Here is a 19,194-nt window from a genome sequence, read left to right as displayed (position 1 = left end):
TATGCAAACATGCGTCAGGTAACAAAAAAGAGCGGGACCGGAAGGACCCACCCTTGTTCTGACGACCAAGAATTTGAAACTTATATACCCGCCCCGCCGGAAATTTTCAAGGGCGGGACGGAAAAAGCATCAGGTCGGTTTAGCCGCATGATCTTATCCAAAAAGCCTGCAACTTTTTGGGACCATGCTCAGTCTTCATTAGCCGCCAGTTCAGCCAGCAATTTTCCCTTGCCGCGGGCGCGCATGATGAGCGGCACGATCACAGCGGCGACGGCCAGCACCAACAGAGCGATTGCTATCGGCGACTGCACCAGCACGGCGGGGTCGCCCTGGCTGATGGACAGGGCGCGGCGCAATTGCTGCTCCGCCATCGGCCCAAGAATCAGACCGACGACCACCGGCGCGATCGGATAGCCGAACCGGCGCAGGAAATAGCCGAGAAGGCCAAAGACGAGCAGCATTCCCAGCTCGAATGTCGATGGATTGGCGCCGATGGTGCCGAGCGTCGCGAAAACGACGATACCGGCATAGAGCCAATGGCGCGGGATCGACAGGAGTCGCACCCAGACGCCGATCAGCGGCAGGTTCAGCACCAGCAGCATGAAATTGGCGACGAGCAGGCTTGCGATAAGCCCCCAGACCAATTGCGGGCTGTTGACGAAGAGGAGCGGGCCGGGCTGGAGACCGAATTGCTGGAAACCGGCGAGCATGATGGCCGCCGTGGCGGTGGTGGGCAGGCCAAGGGTCAGGAGCGGCACCAGCGTTCCGGCGGCGGAGGCATTGTTGGCGGCCTCCGGACCGGCCACGCCTTCGATGGCGCCATGGCCGAATTCCTCCGGCTTCTTCGCAAGCTGTTTTTCGACGGAATAGGAGAGAAAGGTGCCGATTTCCGCGCCGCCCGCCGGCATCGCGCCGATGGGGAAGCCCATTAGTGTGCCGCGCAGCCATGGCTTCCATGAGCGGGCCCAATCCTCGCGGCTCATCCAGATCGAGCCCTTGACCGGCTCGATCTGTTCCTTGCCAGATCTATGCGCCGCAGCGACGGCAAGCGTTTCACCGATGGCGAAGAGCGCCACGGCGAGCGTCGTCACCTCGACGCCGTCGAGAAGGTCGGGAACTCCGAAGGCAAGGCGCGCCTGTCCGGTCTGCAGATCGATGCCGATCAGCCCCAGCGTCAGGCCGAGAAAGAGCGCGGTCAACCCGCGCAGCGTGGAATCGCCGAAGGCGGCGGAAACCGTCATGAAGGCCAGCACCATCAGCGCGAAATATTCCGCCGGGCCGAAGGAAAGCGCGAACTTGACCACCCAGGGAGCCAGCAGCGCCAGCCCCAGCGTGGCGAGCAAACCGGCAACGAAAGAACCGATGGCGGCGGTTGCCAGCGCCGGGCCGCCGCGCCCGGCCCTAGCCATCTTGTTGCCTTCGATCGCGGTGACGATGGATGAACTTTCGCCCGGCGTGTTTAAAAGGATCGACGTGGTCGATCCGCCATACATGCCGCCATAATAGATGCCGGCGAACATGATGAGCGAACCGGCGGGATCGAGCTTGTAGGTGACGGGCAGAAGCAGCGCGACGGTGAGCGCCGGGCCGATGCCGGGCAGCACGCCGACGGCGGTGCCAAGCGTCACGCCAATCAGCGCATAGAGCAGGTTCATCGGTTCGAGGGCGACGGCAAAACCCTGCGCCAGATGGGCGAATGTATCCATGCGACTGCTACTTCCGATGTCTTAAAATAAATGCTCAAGCGGGCCGGCGGGGAGCGAAAGCTGCAGCCCTTTGGCAAAAACCAGCCACAGGACGAAGGCGAGCGCAATGCCCATCGGGATCGTCTGCCACAGCGGGCCGCGACCAAAGCCGCGCGCGGTGGCGGCGAAGAGGATGCCCGTGGCGATGGAGAAGCCGGTGATGTTCAACAGAAGCATCTGCGCAGCCAAGCCGCCGACGATCCAGAGAATGGGCGCCATCTCTTGCGGCTCGCGCTTGGGAAAGTCGCCGCGCCAGGCTTCGAATGCCGTCCATACCGCCAGAATCAAGAGCCCGGCGGATATGGCATAGGGAAAAGCCGTCGGCCCGACGCGGGAATAGCTCGCCGCGCCGCCCATCGTCGCCGTCTTCCAGAAGACAACGATGGCGACGACAGCAAGCGCGGCGGCGATGATAAAGGCCGGTTTGTCCGGCTTTGCCCGGCCGTTATTCAGGTTTGCTTTCGTCATTTGACGAGACCGATGTCCTTCAGAATGGTGGTCGTTGCCGTGGTATCGGCGGCAAGCTGCTTGTCGAAGGCTTCACCGGCGAGGAAAGTATCCTGCCAGCCCTTGGCGGCGAGCGCGTCCTGCCACGGCTTAGACTTGACCATCTTCTCGATATCCGCCGTGATTGCCGCCTTCTGCTCCGCCGTGATGCCGGGCGCGGCGGCGACCATGCGCCAATTCTGGACGGCAACGTCGACACCGGCTTCCTTGAAGGTCGGAGCATCGACGCCCTTGATCGGCTTGTCGCTGGAGATGCCGATGATGCGCAGCGTGCCGGCCTTGATCTGCGATTCGAATTCGCCATAGCCGGAGATGCCGACTGTCACCTGTCCGCCGAGAATAGCAGCGAGCGCCTCGCCGCCGCCGGAATAGGCGATATAGTTGACCTTGGTCGGATCGACGCCCACCGCCTTGGCGATGAGGCCTGCGGCGATGTGGTCGGTGCCGCCGGCGGAACCGCCACCCCAGGAGACTGAGCCGGGATCAGCCTTCAGCTTCTCGACCAGATCCTTCATCGACTTGATCGGCGAGGCAGCGGGGACCACCACGGCCTCATACTCGCCGGTCAGGCGAGCGATGGGCGTGACGTCGGCAAGCGTTACCGGCGAAGCGTTGGTCAGGATCGCGCCGACCATGACATAGCCGCCGACGATCAGCTGCGAAGGGTCGCCCTTGGCCTGATTGGCGAATTGCGCCAGCCCGATGGTGCCGCCGGCGCCCGGCACGTTCACCACCTGCACGCTCTTGGAGATGCCGTCTTCCTGCAGCACCGTCTGCATGGTGCGGGCCGTCTGGTCCCAGCCGCCGCCCGGCGCCGCCGGGGCTATGATCTTGTAGTCGGTCGCAAAGGCCGATGTGGAAAACGCCATGGCCGCCGTTGCGGCGAAAGTCAGCAAAAATTTGCGCGTGTGATGCATTATTCAATCCTCCCTTGCTTCAACCGATCGGGCTGAAGGAACTCCATTGCCGCAAACAAGCCTGCACAGGCCGAATTGTCAATCAACCTGACGGAGAGAATCTGACATTCTGACGGGACGCCAATGCCTAATTAGGATCGTTAACACCGCAGAAAAGTGAGATAGGCGGGGCGGCGCTCTTCGCGGATCGCCTTAGCCTCGTAGCGGGTACCAGGCCAGGCTTCGTAGGGCGTATGCCAATCGGCTGGAGACGATGCCTGCCATTCGAACGCCGCATGATCGCGGCAATGCTGGAGCGTCCAGTTGACGTATGTATCGATATCCGAGGCGAAGCGGAAGCGACCGCCGGGCTTGAGAACGCGGGCGAAGCGGTCGAGATTCTTGCCGTTTACGAAGCGGCGCTTCCAGTGCTTCTTCTTCGGCCACGGATCGGGATAAAAAAGATCGATGCCGTCGAGCGAGGCTGATGGCAGCCAGTCGAGGACCAGCGTCGCATCCTCATCATAAAGGCGCAGATTGGAGCGGGGATTTTCGTTCAGCGCAGCAAGCAGCTTCGCCATGCCGTTAACGAAAGGCTCTACGCCGATGAAGCCCATATCGGGAAAGCGTCCCGCCTCGTGCAGCAGATGCTCACCGCCACCGAAACCGATTTCGAGCCGTACGCCATCCACCGGAACGCTGAAAAGCTCCCGCAAATTTGCCGGCGCAGGCGATGCCAGATCGAGCCTCAGGCGCGGCAGGAGATCGTCGCGCGTGGCGCGCTGCAATGGGCGTAAAGGTTTACCCTGGCGGCGACCGAAGAAAGCTTCGGTCGCGCGCCTGCGTCTAGGTTCATTTGTCATATGAAAATCAGGCCGCGATTGCGACCGCATCCCTCAGCGCCTTGACGAGATCGGTCTTCTCCCAGGAGAAGGAGCCATCACGGCCCGGCTTGCGGCCGAAATGGCCGTAGGACGAGGTGCGGGCATAGATCGGGCGGTTCAAGTCCAGATGCTTGCGGATGCCGGTGGGCGAAAGGTCCATGACGTCGCGCAGCGCGCTTTCCACCGTTGCTTCCAGCACTTTGCCGGTGCCATGCAGATTGACATAGACAGACAGGGGCTGAGCCACGCCGATGGCATAGGCAAGCTGAATGGTACAGCGATCGGCAAGGCCGGCGGCAACCACATTCTTGGCGAGATAGCGCGCGGCGTAGGCTGCCGAACGGTCCACCTTGGTGGTGTCCTTGCCGGAGAACGCGCCACCACCATGCGGAGCCGCGCCGCCATAGGTATCCACGATGATCTTGCGCCCGGTCAGGCCCGCATCGCCATCCGGTCCGCCGATGACGAACTTGCCGGTCGGGTTGATATACCAATTGCAATTATGAGCAATCGGAAGATCACCCAACGCTTCGCGGATATAGGGCTCGACGACCTCGCGCACCTTCTTCGAATCCCAGCTGCTATCCAGATGCTGCGTCGAAAGCACGATCTGCGTAACCTCGGCGGCCTTGCCGTCAACGTAGCGCACGGTTACCTGGCTCTTGGCATCGGGGCCGAGCTTGCCGGCATCGCCTTCGCCCTTATGACGGGCGGCAGCAAGCAGTTCCAATATCTTGTGAGAATAATAGATCGGCGCAGGCATAAGATCCGGCGTCTCGCGGCAGGCATAGCCGAACATGATGCCCTGATCGCCGGCACCTTCCTCGCCCTGCCGGTCGGCGGCGCTATCGACACCTTGCGCGATATCCGCCGATTGCGGATGGAGGAGCACATCGATCTTGGCCGTCTTCCAGTGGAAGCCATCCTGCTCGTAGCCGATATCTCGGATGGCGCGGCGAGCGGCGGCGCGGAAGCGGGAAGGATTGATCAGCGGATGGCCCTTGGCATCCGTCAGCACATTGCCGTTCTTGTCTTTTTTCAGAAGCGTTTCGGGAACGCGCACCTCACCGGCGATGACGACCCGGTTTGTCGTGGCGAGCGTTTCACAGGCAATGCGAACCGTCCACGGATCGACGCCCGTCTTGCGCGCCTCCTTGTAAATCATGTCGACGATTTCATCGGATATGCGATCGCAAACCTTGTCCGGATGACCTTCGGATACAGATTCGCTGGTAAAAAGATACGAACTGCGTAGCACGGGAAACCCCTCTTGAAAGTCCTGATGGAACACCGCAGAAAGAACAACAGCCGGTACAGCCATCTTGTCTTTGCCAATATAGGCGGAAACCGTCAATGGAGATTCTTTTTCAAACGGGGCGCGCCGGGGAAATTTCATTCTCCCGGCATAATAATTACTCGCTGTCGTCAGCCAGTGACTTCACGAGATCGATGATCTTGCGCCGGATCTTCGGATCGGAAATCTTGGTGAAGGACCGCGTCAGCTGCACGCCTTCATTGCTGTTGAGAAAATCGACGACATAGGTCGCCTCATTGTCTTCGCCGAAGCTGCCCGCCCCCGGAGGCGTGCTGCCGGGCGCATCCTCAAAGAAAAACGAGACAGGTACATTCAGAATCGACGAAATGGCCTGGAGTCGGCTCGCACCGACGCGATTCGTCCCTTTTTCGTATTTCTGAATCTGCTGAAATGTAATTCCAAGACTTTCGCCCAGCTTTTCCTGGCTATACCCAAGCATGTTGCGGCGCAAGCGGATGCGGCTTCCGACATGAACATCGATAGGATTAGGCTTCTTCTTGTTCTCGGTCATCAAATGCTGCTCCTCGCCGATTGCGCGCTTTCGGCATTCATCAGTCCTGCGGCGAACAGGTCGGAAATACTACTGCATGAGAGGTAATCGGACAAATGAGAACATTTGTCGTAAGCGCATATCATAGTATGACAAATAGGATGTCAATCGAAGCGCCTGCGGGATAACACCGCATAACCGCATGAAATGGCCAGCAAGACCATCAAAACGGTCCATGTTTCAACTGATCCGGGTGGCTTGCCCCAAAACGGGTCAATTGGTGACGGTAGGGAAGCGTCGATAATGCCCACCGCGTCGAGCGCAAGGCCATCGGTGATTCGACCATAAGGGTCTACAACCGCCGATAATCCGTTGTTGGCTGCCCGAATCAGTGGCAACCCCTGCTCCACCGCGCGCAACTGCGCCTGGCGGAAATGTTGATAGGGGCCGGGCGTATCGCCATACCATGCATCGTTCGTCACGTTGAGAATCGCCGTCGCTCTGGGGCCGCTATAACCGAGCCCGGCGGGAAAGATCGCCTCGTAGCAAATGAGTGGCAGGAAAGCCAAATGGTCGTTGACCTTCAACGAATGGCGGCTCATTGCCGCTGAGAATCCGCCGGGCATCTCGACCACCTCCTGCAACCCTAAAGCGCGCAGCCATTTCTCCAGCGGCAGATACTCACCGAAGGGCACAAGATGCTCCTTGTCGGCCGCACCGATGATTTCGCCCCGGTCGCTGATCGCATAGATGGAGTTGTAATAAAGCGGACTGGGTACACCCTCTTCCTCGCGCACGGCGCCGGCAAGCAATACCTGGCCATCCGACAAAGCCTCGCCGATGCGCACCAACGCTTCCGGCGTACGGGTCAGAATATAGGGAATTGCGGTTTCCGGCCAAACGATGACTGCCGGTTTCGATTGGCCGGGTGCCGGCGATGTTCCGGTCAAGGCAATAAGCTTGTCAAAGATTGCGCGGCGGGCGCCGTCGTCCCATTTCATATCCTGCGCGATAGAAGGCTGAACGATGCGTAAACGCACGCCGGTGCTCTCCTCGGCGACCGTCGGCGCATCATGCAGCCGGTAGAAGCCGAACCCGACATGAGCGGCAACGAGCACCAGCGCAAGCACAAGACCAGCCCGGCGATGCCGCCTGTCGGCAAGAAGCCCGGGCATGGCGAAGACGAGAACAGCAAGCGCATTCATGGCGAAAAGGCCGACCACGCCATCCGACTGCATCAACATCGGAGTGGGCATGGCCGCATAGCCGATGGCGTTCCACGGAAACCCCGTCAGCACGAAAGAGCGCAGCCATTCCGCGACACCGAAGCCGAAGGCCAGCGCGAAGATGCGTCCTAGCCCATCCGACCAAAGACAGCGGGCGATAAGCACGGCGAGCGCATAGAAAAGAGCAAGGAATGCCGGCAGGCCTACGACCGCGAGCGGCAATGCCCAGGCGAAATTTTGAGCGTCAACCAAAAGCGCCGCGCCAATCCACCAGAGGCCTGCCAGGAAATAGCCAAAGCCGAACCACCAGCCAACCACTGCCGAGGGCAGGACGCGGCGCATGAAACCGCCATTGGCAGTATCGACAGCGCCGTCGATCAGCCATACGAGGACAGGGAAGGCTATCAGGCAGACGGCGAAGAAATCATAGGGCGGCAGAGCGAGCGTCGCGAGCGCCCCGGCGAGAAAGGCCATGAGCGCGCGACGCCAGCCGCTCAGCAATATGATCCAGCCGGAAAACTGCGTAATCCCCCTCATCCAGCCTCGCTCCCGCTACAGCATCGGCCAGAAAATCGAAACCGATTTTCGGAGAGCCCGATGCGTAGATTCGATAACTTACAGCGTCCTTTGTGCGTCTGAAGAGCGCACGACGCTGTAACGGCGTAAGCCGCGCTCATATACCCCCGGCAGCGCCATTGGCTTCCCGTTCCGCGTCATCGAGCGGCACGATGCGCACCTTGCGGATGCGGCGGCGGTCGGCCTCCAGCACATGGAATCCGTAATCCGGCAGCGCCTCGACCACCTCGCCACGCAAGGGAATGCGGCCAAGCATCGAGAAGATCAAACCGCCAACCGTATCGACATCCTCGCCGTGCTCGCCCACGACGAATGTGGGGCCGATCCGCTCCGCCAGTTCCTCAAGATCGGCGCGAGCATCAACGACGAACGCGCCGCCGGGCTCCTCGACGATCATCTCTTCCTCATCGTCATGCTCGTCCTCGATATCGCCGACGACCATCTCGACGATATCCTCCAGCGAAACCAGCCCATCGGTCCCGCCATATTCGTCGATGACCAGCGCCATCTGGATGTGGCTCGCCTGCATCCGCGCCATGAGAGTGCTTGCCTGCATCGATGGCGGCGCGAACAGCACCTTGCGCGTCAGATTCAGCTCGCCGATGGTCTTGTCGAGATCGACGCGGCTCAGATCAGGCTTCGATGCGCTACCGTTCTCCCGGCGTCCCAGTCGGGTGATGTGGTTCAGCACATCGCGGATATGGACCATGCCGCGCGGATCGTCGAGCGTCTCGCAATAAACCGGCATACGCGAATGGCCGGACTGCTCAAAAAGTTCAAGCAACTGCCCAAGCGGGGTCTCGATCTCCACCGCCTCGATGTCGGAGCGCGGGATCATCACGTCCTCGACGCGCACCTCCTGCAATTGCAGGATGTTATGGAGCATCGAACGTTCCTCGGGCGAGAACGCCGGATCGGTGTTCTCCTTGTCCGAGAGTGCTTCCGCCAGATCCTCGCGGAGCGAGCTGGCCTGCCGGCCGCGCAAGAAGGGAAAGATGCCTGCAAAGATGGAGCGCTTTTCAGCCGGTGACGGCCGCTGCGTACTTTGCTCGTCGGTGTCGTTTGCCCGCGATGCCTCGGCGGCAGAAGAAGACGGGTCTGTCGGATCAGGCATTGTCAATGGGTTCATCGTCTTTCAGCGATACATTATAGGGGTCAGGGATGGAAAGCGCATGAAGAATCCGGCGCTCCCAGCCCTCCATTTCCTCGGCCTCCTCATCGTTCTCATGGTCATACCCGAGAAGATGCAGAAGTCCGTGGACAATCAAATGGGTCAGATGGTGATCGAACGGCTTGATTTCCAGAGCCGCCTCGCGCGCGACAGTCTCACGCGCTATGACAATATCGCCCAGCATCGGTCCGGGCCGCTCGCCTGCTTCAACTGGAAAAGCCGGAAAGGAGAGCACATTGGTCGGCTTGTCCTTGCCGCGCCATTCCGCATTGAGCCGCTGGATGGCGGCATCATCCGTGAAGACGATGCTGAGTTCCGTCTCCCCCTCGCCGGGCGCGCCTAGCTCAAGCGTTTCCCATGAAGCGAGAACGGCGCGTTCTGCGAGTTGGCGCAACGCTGCCTCCTCCGGCCAGCCTTCCGCCTCGATCATTATGTCGATATCGATCAAATCCGGCCATTCCCTGAATGCGTGGTCATGTCTTCGCGTGTCCCTTGGCGTCCTTGTCCCAGGCAACGACAATGGCCGCGACGAGGGGATGGCGCACGACGTCCTTTTCGGTGAAGCGCACGGTGACGATGCCGGGGACGCCGTCGAGAATGCGCAGCGCATCGACAAGGCCGGATTTCTGGCCCGGCGGCAGGTCGATCTGGCTCGGATCGCCGGTGACGATCATGCGGGCGTTCTCGCCCAGACGAGTCAAAAACATCTTCATCTGCATGGATGTGGTGTTCTGCGCCTCGTCGAGGATGACGGCGGCGTGGGCCAACGTGCGTCCGCGCATGAAGGCGAGCGGCGCGATCTCGATAACGCCCGCCGCGAGCGCCCGCTCGACTTTTTCCGCCGGCATCATGTCGTAAAGCGCATCGTAAAGCGGACGGAGGTAGGGATCGACCTTCTCCTTCATGTCGCCGGGCAGGAAGCCCAGCCGCTCGCCCGCTTCCACGGCGGGGCGCGAAAGGACGATGCGCTCCACGAGACCACGCTCCAGCAGCATGGCGGCATGGGCGACGGCGAGATAGGTCTTGCCCGTTCCGGCGGGACCAACGCCGAAGACCAGCTCGGAGCGATCCAGCGCCCGCATATAGGCATCCTGCGTCGGCGTACGGGCAAAGATGGTCTTCTTGCGCGTCGATATCTGCGCCGCCGTTTGCTTGCCCTTCTTCTCCATCGTTGGCAGTGTCAGCTGATCGTCGGCAGCGACTGCCATGCGGATCGCGCCATCGACATCGGACGCGGTCACCTCATGCCCCTTCTGCACGAGACCATAGAGATGATCGAGGGCGCGGCGTGCCTGCTCGGTCGCGCCCGGTTCACCGCGGATCGAAAGCTGATTGCCTTTCGATCGCACATCGACGCCGAGCTTCTGCTCGACGCGGGCAAGGTTTTCATCGAACTGGCCGAAGAGCGCGCTGGCCAGCCGGTTGTTATCGAATGTCAGTACGATATGCGCCATGTCCGAAGCCCCTGCGGGGGCTGCCTTCACTTTATCGGTGGCGTTCAACCGGCTCTCCTCATGATTGAGTTTCAAGTGCCAAAGGGGCGTTCGCTTGCCGTTTCGCCGCCACCATCTCGGCCATAAGGCTGTTGGTTCCGGTGGCGATGATTCGTACATCGACAATGTTGCCGATTTCTCCCGGGTTTTCACCAACAATTACCGGTAGAAGCCAGGGCGATCGGCCAACCATCTGACCGGGCAGGCGACCGGGCTTTTCAAGCAACACATCCATGCGCTTTCCGATCATGCTGCGCTGGAAAGCATATTGCTGTTCAGTCAGGAGCGCCTGGAGCCGCTGCAGCCTCTCGTCCTTGACCGCCTCATCGACATGACCAGGCAAATCGGCGCCCGGCGTTCCGGGACGCGGCGAATATTTGAACGAATAGGCCTGCGCATAGGTGACGTCGCGCACCAGCTGCATCGTCGCCTCGAAATCTTCCTCGGTTTCCCCAGGAAAGCCGACGATGAAATCGCCGGAAAGGGCGATGTCGGGCCGGGCGGCGCGGATGCGCTCGACGAGGCGCAGGTAATCGGCGGCGGTATGCCTGCGGTTCATCGCCTTGAGGATGCGGTCGGACCCCGCCTGCACCGGCAAATGCAGATAAGGCATTAACTGGTCCAGATCACGATGGGCGGCGATCAATGCCTCGTCCATGTCGCGCGGGTGGCTGGTGGTATAACGCAGCCGGGCAATACCGGGGATTTCCGCCAACCGGAACAAAAGTTCGCCCAGTCCCAACTCGCGACCGCCCTCACCTTTGCCATGCCAGGCATTGACGTTCTGGCCCAGAAGGGTCAGCTCGCGCACGCCGGCGGCGGCGAGCTTTTCGGCTTCGGCGACGATCTGCGAGACGGGGCGCGAAACCTCAGAGCCGCGCGTATAGGGGACGACGCAGAAGGTGCAGAACTTGTCGCAGCCTTCCTGAACGGTGAGGAAGGCGGAGACGCCACGGCTCTTCACCTGCTCCTTCTTCGGGGCGGGCAGATGCTCGAACTTGTCCTCGATGGCGTATTCCGTCTCGACCACCTTCTCGCCACGACCGACGCGGGCGAGTGCCTGCGGCAGGCGGTGATAGGTCTGCGGGCCGATGACGAGATCGACGGACGGCGCGCGGCGAATGATCTCTTCGCCCTCGGCCTGCGCCACGCAGCCGGCAACGCCGATCAGCATATCGCGGCCATCCGCGGCGCGCTCGTCCTTGATCTTGCGCAGACGGCCCAACGCTGAATAAAGCTTCTCCGACGCCTTCTCGCGGATATGGCAGGTGTTGAGCAGCACCAGATCGGCGTCTTCAGGCGTTTGCGTCGCCACATAGCCCTGTTCAGCGAGGCTGTCGGCCATACGCTGGCTGTCATAGACATTCATCTGGCAGCCATAGGTTTTAACGAAAACCTTGCGCGGGTTTATGGCCGGCGCGCTGGCTATTTCAAGATTATCAGTGGCGCTTGTTTCATTCATCGGCTGAGTTTTAACGCGTTTCAACGCAATTGAGAATAGGGCTCATTTATCGCTCGTCCATCCCGCGCCCCATCAGCGAGGTCAGGAGCATGGCGCGGACCCGGTCTTCCATAGTGCGGGCAAGCTGCTTGCGGTCCGTGCCCTTGGCGATGACGACCGGTTCGCCGAAGCGAATATCGACATCGATCGCGCCTTCTCTCAAAATGCCTTTCAGATGCGGCATCAATTCGACATCGCCCGGCCAGGAGGCGACGGGGCGATGAAAGCGGCCCATCGGGATGCCATGCAATTTTGTATAGACGATTGCGACCGGCTGCACCGCGACAGTTTCAGCCCCGGTTTCGCGGATCGCCGCGGACGCCGCGCCGAACAGCGACGTCTTGAACGGGAGAACGCGGTTTCCGTCCGATGTGGTGCCTTCAGCGAACAGCACCATGACATCGCCGGCTACCAGCCTTTCCGCAATCTGCGACGCCTGCTCGCCGGTCTTGCCGCGCCGGTCACGCTCGACAAAGACGGAACGTTGCAGAAGGGACAGGGTGCCGAAAAGCGGCCAGTCGCGCACCTCCGTCTTGGCAATAAAGGAAATATCGCCAACGGTGGAAAGGAGGATAATGTCGGTCCACGATATATGGTTCGATACGAGAAGGAGCGGGCGATCCTTCGTCATCGCGCCATGGACATGGATGCGGAACCCAAGCAACCAGGCCATGATGCGGTGAAAATAGCGCGGAATCGCGCTTGCGCGGCCGGCGCCGATTTTCAGCAGGATGTACTGGATAGGCACCAGCGCCAGCATGAGCGTCGCCATCCCGAGCAATACGAGCGCTATACGAAGCCTGTTGATCATCGGGGCGTACCGGTGCCCAGATCGCGGCGCAGGATCAGCGCCGCCGACCGGCCCGCTTCGGTCTCATAATAGGCGGGGCGTTCGCCAACCTTTATGAAGCCCAGGCGGCGATAGAGCGCCTGCGCCGCGATATTGGCTTGATCGACCTCCAGAAAGAGGGTTTGCGCCCGGACATGATGCAGATGGCGCAGCACCGCATCCATCAGCTCGCGCCCGACGCCCAGACGGCGGAAGGCGGGGGAAACCGCAATGGTCAATATCTCCGCCTCGTCTATCGTGAGGCGTGCCAGCACGAAACCCACCGCATCATCCGGCCTGCCCTCCTCCCGCGCAATGAAGCCGAAGACGGTTTCCTGTCCTATGAGGGCATGGAAATCGTCCTCGCTCCAGAAGTGGCTAAATGTTTCGGCGTGGATTCGATGCAAATGGTGACAGTCCGCCGGGACAAGCGGCTCGATGGCGAAATTTTTTCGTGCGAACGGGCCAAAGGACAGGCCTATCATGGCGTGGCTTTTCTTGGCAGGGCGAAGCCTACTTGCGGCTTGGCATCAGGACCGCGCAAGTAAAGCGGCTTCGGCGCTTCTCCCGGCTCGCGCAATGCGGCGATGCGCGCAATGGTTTCGATGCGGCCAGTGGCCGCCTCGCCCGCGACGGCAAGCGGCGCCCCGGCCAGCATTTCATTCAAGCGCGCTGACGCCGATCCGGTTAACACCGGTTGCGGCCCCCTCCGCGTGAGAAGTTCCAGCACATCATCCAGACTTCCCGCAAACGGCCCGTCAAGAACCTCGCCGTCCGATCCGAAAAATTGAGCATAGATTTCATCGCGATGCGCGTCGATGGCTACCAGAACCGGCGTGCCCGGCGTACCTGGATATATCTCGCACACTTCCGCAGCCAAAGCCTCGAAGGCAGTGACGCCGATGGCGGGGCAATTCAGCGCCAGCGCGAAACCGCGCGCGGCGGAAACGCCGATGCGCACGCCGGTGAACGAACCCGGCCCGACATTGACGGCGATGCGGCCGATCTCGGCAATAACAGTTCCCGATTCATCTAGCGCCTGCTGGATATAGGCCATCAGCACTTCGGCATGGCCCTTGCCGATATTCTCGCTGACAGCGGCAAGCAAACGCCGCTCGTCCGTATCATAGACGGCGGTGGCGCAAAAACTGGCTGCGGTATCGATGGCGAGAATCTTCATGGCGAATTAACCGCCTAAAGCATTTTGCCGTCAGATGGAATCATTTGGCTGCAAAATACCTTTTGTTTCAGCTGGCCGCTCATCGCCCTTCGTCTCGCCATGCCCGGCAAGCGCCTTCAGGAAACTCTCGCACCAGTGGGAAACATCATTTTCCAGAAGATGCGGCATCATCTGGTTCCAGCGTTCACGCCGCGCCTCGATCGGCATGGACAGGGCGCGGGCGATGGCGTCCGACACCGCGTCGGTATCGTAGGGATTGACCAGCAGCGCGCCATCAAGCTCGCGCGCGGCGCCGGCAAAGCGCGACAGGATGAGAACGCCCGGATTTTCCGGATCTTGCGCCGCGACATATTCCTTGGCGACGAGGTTCATGCCATCGCGCAGCGGTGTCACCAGGCCTACTTGCGCCATGCGGTAGAGGCCGGCCAGCACACTTCGGCCGATGGAGCGGTTAACATAGCGGATCGGTGTCCAGTCGACCGTACTGAGCGCGCCGTTCACCCGCCCGGCCAGCTCCGCCACCATGCGCTGCATGTCGCCATATTCCGGCACTTCGGAACGCGATTTCGGCGTGACCTGCAGGAATGTCACCCTGCCCCGGCTGTCGGGGTTGTTGACGATAAAGCGCTCGAAGGCCTCGATGCGGTTGGTGATACCCTTGGAATAATCGAGGCGGTCGACGCCGATGATGAGGTCACGGCCTGCCAGGCTCTGTCGCATACGCCCGACGAGGGCATGGCGCCGCGAGGTACGGGCGGCTTCGGCGAAGGCTGCGGTCTCGATGCTGATCGGGAATACGTCAGCCCGGAAGACATGGCCATAGGCCTCGAAAAGCCCTTGGCCCAGTTCCTTGCCGATGCCTTCGCGTTTCAGGCATCCGGCGAAATTTTCGGCATCGTGGCGGGTCTGGAAGCCGACCAAATCATACGAGGCAAGGCCGCGCATGATCGTCTCGTGGACGGGAAGCGTGAAGAGCACATCCGCCGGCGGCCAGGGAATATGCAGGAAAAAGCCGATGCGGTTTTTCAGCCCCATCTGGCGCAATTCGGCGGCAAGCGGGATCAAGTGATAATCATGCACCCAGATCACGTCATCCGGCTTGATGAGCGGCGCCAGTTGCTGGGCGAAGAGGCGGTTGACCCGGAAATACCCCGCCATGTCCTTTCGCGCATAGTCCGTCAGGTCAAGCCGGTAATGGCATAGCGGCCAGAGAACGCGATTGGCGAAGCCCGCATAATATTCCTCGACATCCTTGCGGCTCAAATCAACCAGAGCATAGGTGATCTTGCCTTGCTCGCGAATGTCGATGCCTGATGTCTCGCGGCCTGAGGTGGACTTGCCTGACCAGCCCATCCAGATGCCGCCGCGTTCCTCAAGCGCCGCTTGAAGCGCGACGGCGAGGCCGCCCGCTGGAGCAGCGCCGCTTTTATCCGGAAGCGGGACTCTGTTCGATATAACGACAAGCCGGCTCATAATGTCTCCCTCGCTATTTTCCTTAGCCATGCTCGCAGGATCGCGGGCGAGCGCAGATAAAACGTCGCGGCGGTAGGCTTTTCCTCGACATTCTCACGCAAGTCCGGACGAAAAGCCGCTTCACACTTTTCCTGGACTTGCTCCTGGCCAATCCTGACCGAGAAGCCACCGCGGGCATTGGCAGCCTTGAACATTGCCTCATCCGTCACATCGTCGCCGAAGGCGAGCGGACGCCTTGTGACAAACGGCGGAATGGCCATGAAGGTTTCAAGCGCATGGCCCTTGTCATGGACTGCCGGACGCAGTTCCACGACCATCTTGCCCTGCTGGAGGGTCCAACCCGGGCCGGCGATTGCAGCTATCTCGTCCATGAGCCGCCGCATGTCCTTCTCGAATTGCGGCACTTGGCGGTAATGGACAGCGATTGCGGCTTGCTTGTCCTCAACGATTACATGCGGCCAGCGCGCCGCCCGCTTTTGCAGCTCTTCTTTTGCGCGCAGAAAGTCCGCCGTCGGCTCGACCCGGCTCACGCGACCGGCCGCATCGCGCCGCTCGGCGCCGTGCAGGCCAGCGACGGGAAACCGCGTATCGGGAAAGATCGTGTCAACGAACGATATGGAACGGCCCGTCACCAGCACCAGTGCGCCGTCGAGCTTTTCCGCAAGAACGGCGAGATCGCGGGAAAGGCCATCGGGAACGCGGATGGCCTCGGGGCTTTCGGCGATGTCGAGAAGCGTTCCATCGATATCGAGGAAAACAGCCCAGTCACCAAGCATATCAGCGCCGGGCAGCGCTTGAGGAAAGGCGCGGTCTGTCAGCGAAGCGGTCATCACTATAAAGCTAGGCCAGGCGACCCGGAAGGCAACCGTAGCCAGGCAATATTTTGTTATTATTATATTTTTTCGAAGAGCTAAAAAATCTCCCGCTCCGTCTTACACCGGCAAATTTTCTTCCTATCTGATGGAACCAGCGAAGGTTTCATCCGTTTGTTGCCGGGTTGGGCAGAGCGACCTTCCGCCAAACGGGAGGCCTCCATCCCAAGACACGCATAAAAAGAAAGTGGAGTTATATCCATGGACGACAAAGTTTTCCCCGTACCCGTGATCATCTACATTGGCGATGCGCGCAGCCGCGTCGTGGCAAGCGCCTGGGAGGCCGTGGAGTGCCTCAAGACCTATTGGCGCAACCGCGAGCAAGGCCGCACCTACCGGCAGGCGCTCCAGACCTGCCTCGATGCCCTTGACGGGCTAAGGCCCGTCGCCAAGGCGCGGCGCGCCTTCCTCCATGCAGCGCAGGAAGCAGGCCTTATCCCGCCGCCCGCGTCTGCCCACAATCATGCCGGCCATGGACGCGCGTCACATGGGTTCTGATGGATTCTGACGGAAACCGTGATTTCCGAACGAAAAGCCCGGAAAGCGACGCGCTTTCCGGGCTTTTTCACGTTATTAGCGTTTATTACCGGCCTGAGTTATGCAGCCCATTCGCCGCTGCGCATGACCGGCACCCGGCTGCCATCCTTGGCGATGCCGTCGACATCGATCTTGCCGGAACCGATCATCCAGTCGATGTGGATCAAGCTCTTGTTGCCGCCCAGCGCGGCGACTTCTTCCGGCGAAAGCGAAGGGTTGATGAAGCACTTCGAGTAGCACTGGCCGAGCGCGATGTGGCTGGCGGCGTTTTCATCGAACAGGGTGTTGTAGAACAAGAGACCGCTCTTGGAGATCGGGGAGGAATGAGGCACCAGCGCCACCTCGCCCAATCGCCGGGCGCCCTCGTCAGTGTCCAGCACTTTATTCAGAACCGCCTCGCCCCGGCTTGCCTTCGCCTCGACGATGCGGCCTTCCTCGAAGCGCACGGAGATGTTCTCGATCAGTGTGCCCTGATGCGACAGTGGCTTGGTGCTGGTGACATAGCCCTCCACGCGGCGGGCGTGCGGCGTGGTGAACACTTCCTCGGTGGGGATGTTCGGATTGCAGGTGACGCCGTTCTTGGCGGTCGAGGCGCCGCCAGACCACCGATGCTCGTCGGCAAGGCCCACCGTCAGGTCGGTACCCGGACCGGTGAAATGCAATGCATGAAACGCATGTCCATTGAGCCAATCGCTGCGGCGACGCAGCGTGGCATTATGCGTGGCCCAAGCCCCTATCGGATCTTCAACATCGACGCGCGAGGCGGCGAAGATGGCATTGGCGAGCTTCGCAGTTGCCACGTCCTCAGGATCGTCGGGGAAGACCTGCTTCGCCCAGGATGGATTGGGATAGGAAACGATGTTCCAGTTGATGTCGAAATTGGCGATCTTCTCCAGCGCCGGCTGATAGGCGATGGAGTTGGCCTTGTTGGCGCGGGCGACCTTTTCCGGGTCCTGCGAGGAGAGCAGCAGCGGATTGTCGCCGGCGATGGCGAGGCGCGCCGCGCCGTTCGCATAAGCCTTGGCCATGCCCTCGTAGAGCCAGCCGGAGGCACGGTCGAAGCTTGCGTCCGGCGCGAAGCGATAGCGGGCCAGCGTCAGTTCCTCATCGGCAAAGAAGGGCGTCACCAGCCCAGCCCCTGCCTTATAGGCGTGCTCGGCAATGCGGCGCACAAGCGGGAGGGCGGCAATGGGCGCCGTCATGACGAGATCCTGCCCGGGCTGCAATTGCAAGCCGACCTTGACGGCCACTTCGGCCAGCCGGTCAAGCTTGACGGGATCGATAATTGCGGAAACATCGCGAGAATGTGTGGTCATAGCGCACCCGATTTTAAAAAATGGACGGAGAATGTTATATTCACTGGGGAATGCGAAAGGCAAATCATGAAGACGTTTTATGCTCTCGTTTTCCTCGCCGCCCTTGCCGGGTGCACGACAATGACGCCGGAAGAGCGCCGCGCCGCCGACACGCAGACCTGCCGGTCCTATGGCTTTCGCGCGCAGACCGACGCGCTTGCCAATTGTCTGCTGCAGCTCGATCTCGACCGGCGCGCGGCGCGGCGCGCGGCCTTCAACGAGCCTTTTTATGAGCCATTCGGACCGCCGATGGTGATCTATCAGCCGGTACCGGTGCGGACGCGGCATCCTTAATTCATCCCTTTCAAGCCAGCGTCATGCCGCCATCGACGTGAAGCTCGATGCCGTTGACGAAGCTTGCGGCGTCTGAGGCGAGAAAGAGCGCGGCGCGCGCCAGTTCCTCCGGGCGGCCTAGACGCCCCGCCGGAATCAGCGAAGCCATGTGATCCTCAAAGGCCGGGCGGTCGGCATCCGATATTCCGAGCTTGCCGAGAATCGCGGTTTCAACCGGTCCAGGGCTGAGGACATTGACGCGAATCCGGCGGGGCTTGAACTCGATCGCCCAGTTCTTTGCGAAGGTGGCTATAGCGGCTTTCGAGCCGGCATAGACGGCGTGGTCAGGAAGCACCTTGGTCGCCGCCAGCGAACTGGTCAAGATGATGCTGCCGCCATCGCGGATCAGCGGCTCGATTGTCTGCACGCCGAAGAAGACGCCGCGCGTGTTGACGGCGAAGTGGCTGTCATACTCTTCCGGCGTCACGTTGCTGGAGGGGGTGAGATTGATGATGGCGGCATTGGCCACATAGATATCGAGCCCGCCGAACAGGCGCTTCACGGTCTCGGCCAGTGTCTGATGGTGCGCGAGATCGGCGACATCGCCGACGATGCCTATAGCGCTGTGGCCGATTTCCCTGATCGCCTCGTCGATGATTTCCTGCCGACGGCCCGTGATGACGACCTGTGCGCCTTCTTCCGCGAACAGGCGTGCGGTTGCCTTGCCGATGCCGCTATTGCCGCCGGTGATGACGGCGACCTTGTCTTTGAGCTGGTGCATTGCTTATCTCCGTTTCGGTTGGGGTGGAGATAAAGCCGCGCGGCTCATGCCGTTAGACCATTGTCCGGCACATGATTTGTGCCTGAAGGA

20 protein-coding genes are annotated in these 19,194 nt (G+C 60.9%); 2 read left to right on the top strand and 18 right to left on the bottom strand.

Going from position 1 to position 19,194, the window contains the following annotated elements; genetic code table 11:
- Positions 1-188: 188 nt before the first annotated feature.
- From C7477_RS04600 to otsB, 16 genes are all read right to left on the bottom strand, one after another.
- The gene (locus tag C7477_RS04600) at positions 189-1,706 is read right to left on the bottom strand and encodes a tripartite tricarboxylate transporter permease (RefSeq protein ID WP_110749504.1); all 1,518 of its coding nucleotides are present in this window, start codon (positions 1,704-1,706) and stop codon (positions 189-191) included.
- Positions 1,707-1,727: 21 nt separating this feature from the next.
- The gene (locus tag C7477_RS04595; RefSeq protein ID WP_110749502.1) at positions 1,728-2,213 is read right to left on the bottom strand and encodes a tripartite tricarboxylate transporter TctB family protein; all 486 of its coding nucleotides are present in this window, start codon (positions 2,211-2,213) and stop codon (positions 1,728-1,730) included.
- Complete coding sequence (locus C7477_RS04590; protein WP_110749799.1) at positions 2,210-3,121, bottom strand: Bug family tripartite tricarboxylate transporter substrate binding protein; 912 nt, start codon at positions 3,119-3,121, stop codon at positions 2,210-2,212. The genes C7477_RS04595 and C7477_RS04590 overlap by 4 nt, the downstream gene beginning before the upstream one ends.
- 188 nt (positions 3,122-3,309) lie before the next feature.
- Positions 3,310-4,011, bottom strand: a complete 702-nt coding sequence (gene trmB / locus C7477_RS04585) for a tRNA (guanine(46)-N(7))-methyltransferase TrmB (protein WP_110749797.1) — start codon at positions 4,009-4,011, stop codon at positions 3,310-3,312.
- Positions 4,012-4,018: 7 nt separating this feature from the next.
- The gene (gene metK / locus C7477_RS04580) at positions 4,019-5,290 is read right to left on the bottom strand and encodes a methionine adenosyltransferase (protein ID WP_110749795.1); all 1,272 of its coding nucleotides are present in this window, start codon (positions 5,288-5,290) and stop codon (positions 4,019-4,021) included.
- A 154-nt stretch (positions 5,291-5,444) separates the two neighbouring features.
- Positions 5,445-5,858, bottom strand: coding sequence for a helix-turn-helix domain-containing protein (locus tag C7477_RS04575; protein WP_110749499.1), 414 nt, complete (start codon positions 5,856-5,858; stop codon positions 5,445-5,447).
- Positions 5,859-6,001: 143 nt separating this feature from the next.
- Positions 6,002-7,600, bottom strand: a complete 1,599-nt coding sequence (gene lnt / locus C7477_RS04570) for an apolipoprotein N-acyltransferase (protein ID WP_110749497.1) — start codon at positions 7,598-7,600, stop codon at positions 6,002-6,004.
- Positions 7,601-7,736: 136 nt separating this feature from the next.
- Positions 7,737-8,753 (bottom strand): hemolysin family protein, encoded by a 1,017-nt coding sequence (locus C7477_RS04565; RefSeq protein WP_110749494.1) that lies wholly within the window; start codon positions 8,751-8,753, stop codon positions 7,737-7,739.
- A complete protein-coding gene (gene ybeY / locus C7477_RS04560) occupies positions 8,746-9,240 on the bottom strand; it encodes an rRNA maturation RNase YbeY (RefSeq protein WP_110749793.1) in 495 nt (164 codons plus the stop codon). The genes C7477_RS04565 and ybeY overlap by 8 nt, the downstream gene beginning before the upstream one ends.
- Before the next feature lie 43 nt (positions 9,241-9,283).
- The gene (locus C7477_RS04555) at positions 9,284-10,312 is read right to left on the bottom strand and encodes a PhoH family protein (RefSeq protein ID WP_425373510.1); all 1,029 of its coding nucleotides are present in this window, start codon (positions 10,310-10,312) and stop codon (positions 9,284-9,286) included.
- A 10-nt stretch (positions 10,313-10,322) separates the two neighbouring features.
- A complete protein-coding gene (gene miaB / locus C7477_RS04550; RefSeq protein WP_110749492.1) occupies positions 10,323-11,765 on the bottom strand; it encodes a tRNA (N6-isopentenyl adenosine(37)-C2)-methylthiotransferase MiaB in 1,443 nt (480 codons plus the stop codon).
- 46 nt (positions 11,766-11,811) lie between these two features.
- Positions 11,812-12,615, bottom strand: coding sequence for a lyso-ornithine lipid O-acyltransferase (olsA, locus tag C7477_RS04545; protein ID WP_110749490.1), 804 nt, complete (start codon positions 12,613-12,615; stop codon positions 11,812-11,814).
- Positions 12,612-13,118 (bottom strand): ribosomal protein S18-alanine N-acetyltransferase, encoded by a 507-nt coding sequence (rimI, locus tag C7477_RS04540; RefSeq protein WP_110749488.1) that lies wholly within the window; start codon positions 13,116-13,118, stop codon positions 12,612-12,614. The genes olsA and rimI overlap by 4 nt, the downstream gene beginning before the upstream one ends.
- Entirely contained in the window at positions 13,115-13,813 is a 699-nt protein-coding gene (gene tsaB, locus C7477_RS04535; RefSeq protein ID WP_110749486.1) for a tRNA (adenosine(37)-N6)-threonylcarbamoyltransferase complex dimerization subunit type 1 TsaB, read from the bottom strand. Before tsaB ends, rimI begins: the two co-directional genes overlap by 4 nt.
- A 30-nt stretch (positions 13,814-13,843) precedes the next feature.
- On the bottom strand, positions 13,844-15,286 hold the full coding sequence (gene otsA / locus C7477_RS04530; RefSeq protein WP_110749485.1) for an alpha,alpha-trehalose-phosphate synthase (UDP-forming): 1,443 nt from the start codon (positions 15,284-15,286) through the stop codon (positions 13,844-13,846).
- Positions 15,283-16,116: a trehalose-phosphatase gene (otsB, locus tag C7477_RS04525; RefSeq protein ID WP_245411722.1), complete on the bottom strand. Its 834-nt coding sequence runs from the start codon at positions 16,114-16,116 to the stop codon at positions 15,283-15,285. The genes otsA and otsB overlap by 4 nt, the downstream gene beginning before the upstream one ends.
- A gap of 243 nt (positions 16,117-16,359) precedes the next feature.
- Here otsB and C7477_RS04520 point away from each other — a divergent pair, with 243 nt between their 5' ends.
- Complete coding sequence (locus tag C7477_RS04520) at positions 16,360-16,656, top strand: DUF982 domain-containing protein (RefSeq protein WP_110749483.1); 297 nt, start codon at positions 16,360-16,362, stop codon at positions 16,654-16,656.
- Between the two features lie 98 nt (positions 16,657-16,754).
- Here C7477_RS04520 and C7477_RS04515 read toward each other — a convergent pair whose 3' ends face one another.
- Complete coding sequence (locus tag C7477_RS04515) at positions 16,755-18,011, bottom strand: aminopeptidase (protein WP_110749480.1); 1,257 nt, start codon at positions 18,009-18,011, stop codon at positions 16,755-16,757.
- A gap of 66 nt (positions 18,012-18,077) precedes the next feature.
- Here C7477_RS04515 and C7477_RS04510 point away from each other — a divergent pair, with 66 nt between their 5' ends.
- Entirely contained in the window at positions 18,078-18,344 is a 267-nt protein-coding gene (locus tag C7477_RS04510) for a hypothetical protein (RefSeq protein ID WP_110749478.1), read from the top strand.
- 10 nt (positions 18,345-18,354) lie between these two features.
- On the opposite strand, the gene C7477_RS04505 is transcribed toward C7477_RS04510, so the two are convergent.
- Positions 18,355-19,104, bottom strand: coding sequence for an SDR family NAD(P)-dependent oxidoreductase (locus C7477_RS04505; protein WP_110749476.1), 750 nt, complete (start codon positions 19,102-19,104; stop codon positions 18,355-18,357).
- Positions 19,105-19,194: the final 90 nt, after the last annotated feature.

Origin of the sequence: Paramesorhizobium leguminum, from assembly GCF_003217235.1 — a bacterium.
GTDB classification, from domain to species: Bacteria; Pseudomonadota; Alphaproteobacteria; order Rhizobiales; family Rhizobiaceae; genus Paramesorhizobium; species Paramesorhizobium leguminum.
The sequence above is the reverse complement of the archived record's forward strand: the minus strand, read 5'-3'. Positions and strand labels throughout refer to the sequence as shown.

What these genes read in the sequence shown, in the direction of transcription:
- C7477_RS04600 (WP_110749504.1), bottom strand. Translation starts at nt 1,706, where the DNA reads ATGGATACATTCGCCCATCTGGCGCAGGGTTTTGCCGTCGCCCTCGAA.
- C7477_RS04595 (WP_110749502.1), bottom strand. Translation starts at nt 2,213, where the DNA reads ATGACGAAAGCAAACCTGAATAACGGCCGGGCAAAGCCGGACAAACCG.
- C7477_RS04590 (WP_110749799.1), bottom strand. Translation starts at nt 3,121, where the DNA reads ATGGCGTTTTCCACATCGGCCTTTGCGACCGACTACAAGATCATAGCC.
- trmB (WP_110749797.1), bottom strand. Translation starts at nt 4,011, where the DNA reads ATGACAAATGAACCTAGACGCAGGCGCGCGACCGAAGCTTTCTTCGGT.
- C7477_RS04575 (WP_110749499.1), bottom strand. Translation starts at nt 5,858, where the DNA reads ATGACCGAGAACAAGAAGAAGCCTAATCCTATCGATGTTCATGTCGGA.
- lnt (WP_110749497.1), bottom strand. Translation starts at nt 7,600, where the DNA reads ATGAGGGGGATTACGCAGTTTTCCGGCTGGATCATATTGCTGAGCGGC.
- C7477_RS04565 (WP_110749494.1), bottom strand. Translation starts at nt 8,753, where the DNA reads ATGCCTGATCCGACAGACCCGTCTTCTTCTGCCGCCGAGGCATCGCGG.
- ybeY (WP_110749793.1), bottom strand. Translation starts at nt 9,240, where the DNA reads ATGATCGAGGCGGAAGGCTGGCCGGAGGAGGCAGCGTTGCGCCAACTC.
- miaB (WP_110749492.1), bottom strand. Translation starts at nt 11,765, where the DNA reads ATGAATGAAACAAGCGCCACTGATAATCTTGAAATAGCCAGCGCGCCG.
- olsA (WP_110749490.1), bottom strand. Translation starts at nt 12,615, where the DNA reads ATGATCAACAGGCTTCGTATAGCGCTCGTATTGCTCGGGATGGCGACG.
- rimI (WP_110749488.1), bottom strand. Translation starts at nt 13,118, where the DNA reads ATGATAGGCCTGTCCTTTGGCCCGTTCGCACGAAAAAATTTCGCCATC.
- tsaB (WP_110749486.1), bottom strand. Translation starts at nt 13,813, where the DNA reads ATGAAGATTCTCGCCATCGATACCGCAGCCAGTTTTTGCGCCACCGCC.
- otsA (WP_110749485.1), bottom strand. Translation starts at nt 15,286, where the DNA reads ATGAGCCGGCTTGTCGTTATATCGAACAGAGTCCCGCTTCCGGATAAA.
- otsB (WP_245411722.1), bottom strand. Translation starts at nt 16,116, where the DNA reads ATGACCGCTTCGCTGACAGACCGCGCCTTTCCTCAAGCGCTGCCCGGC.
- C7477_RS04520 (WP_110749483.1), top strand. Translation starts at nt 16,360, where the DNA reads ATGGACGACAAAGTTTTCCCCGTACCCGTGATCATCTACATTGGCGAT.
- C7477_RS04515 (WP_110749480.1), bottom strand. Translation starts at nt 18,011, where the DNA reads ATGACCACACATTCTCGCGATGTTTCCGCAATTATCGATCCCGTCAAG.
- C7477_RS04510 (WP_110749478.1), top strand. Translation starts at nt 18,078, where the DNA reads ATGAAGACGTTTTATGCTCTCGTTTTCCTCGCCGCCCTTGCCGGGTGC.
- C7477_RS04505 (WP_110749476.1), bottom strand. Translation starts at nt 19,104, where the DNA reads ATGCACCAGCTCAAAGACAAGGTCGCCGTCATCACCGGCGGCAATAGC.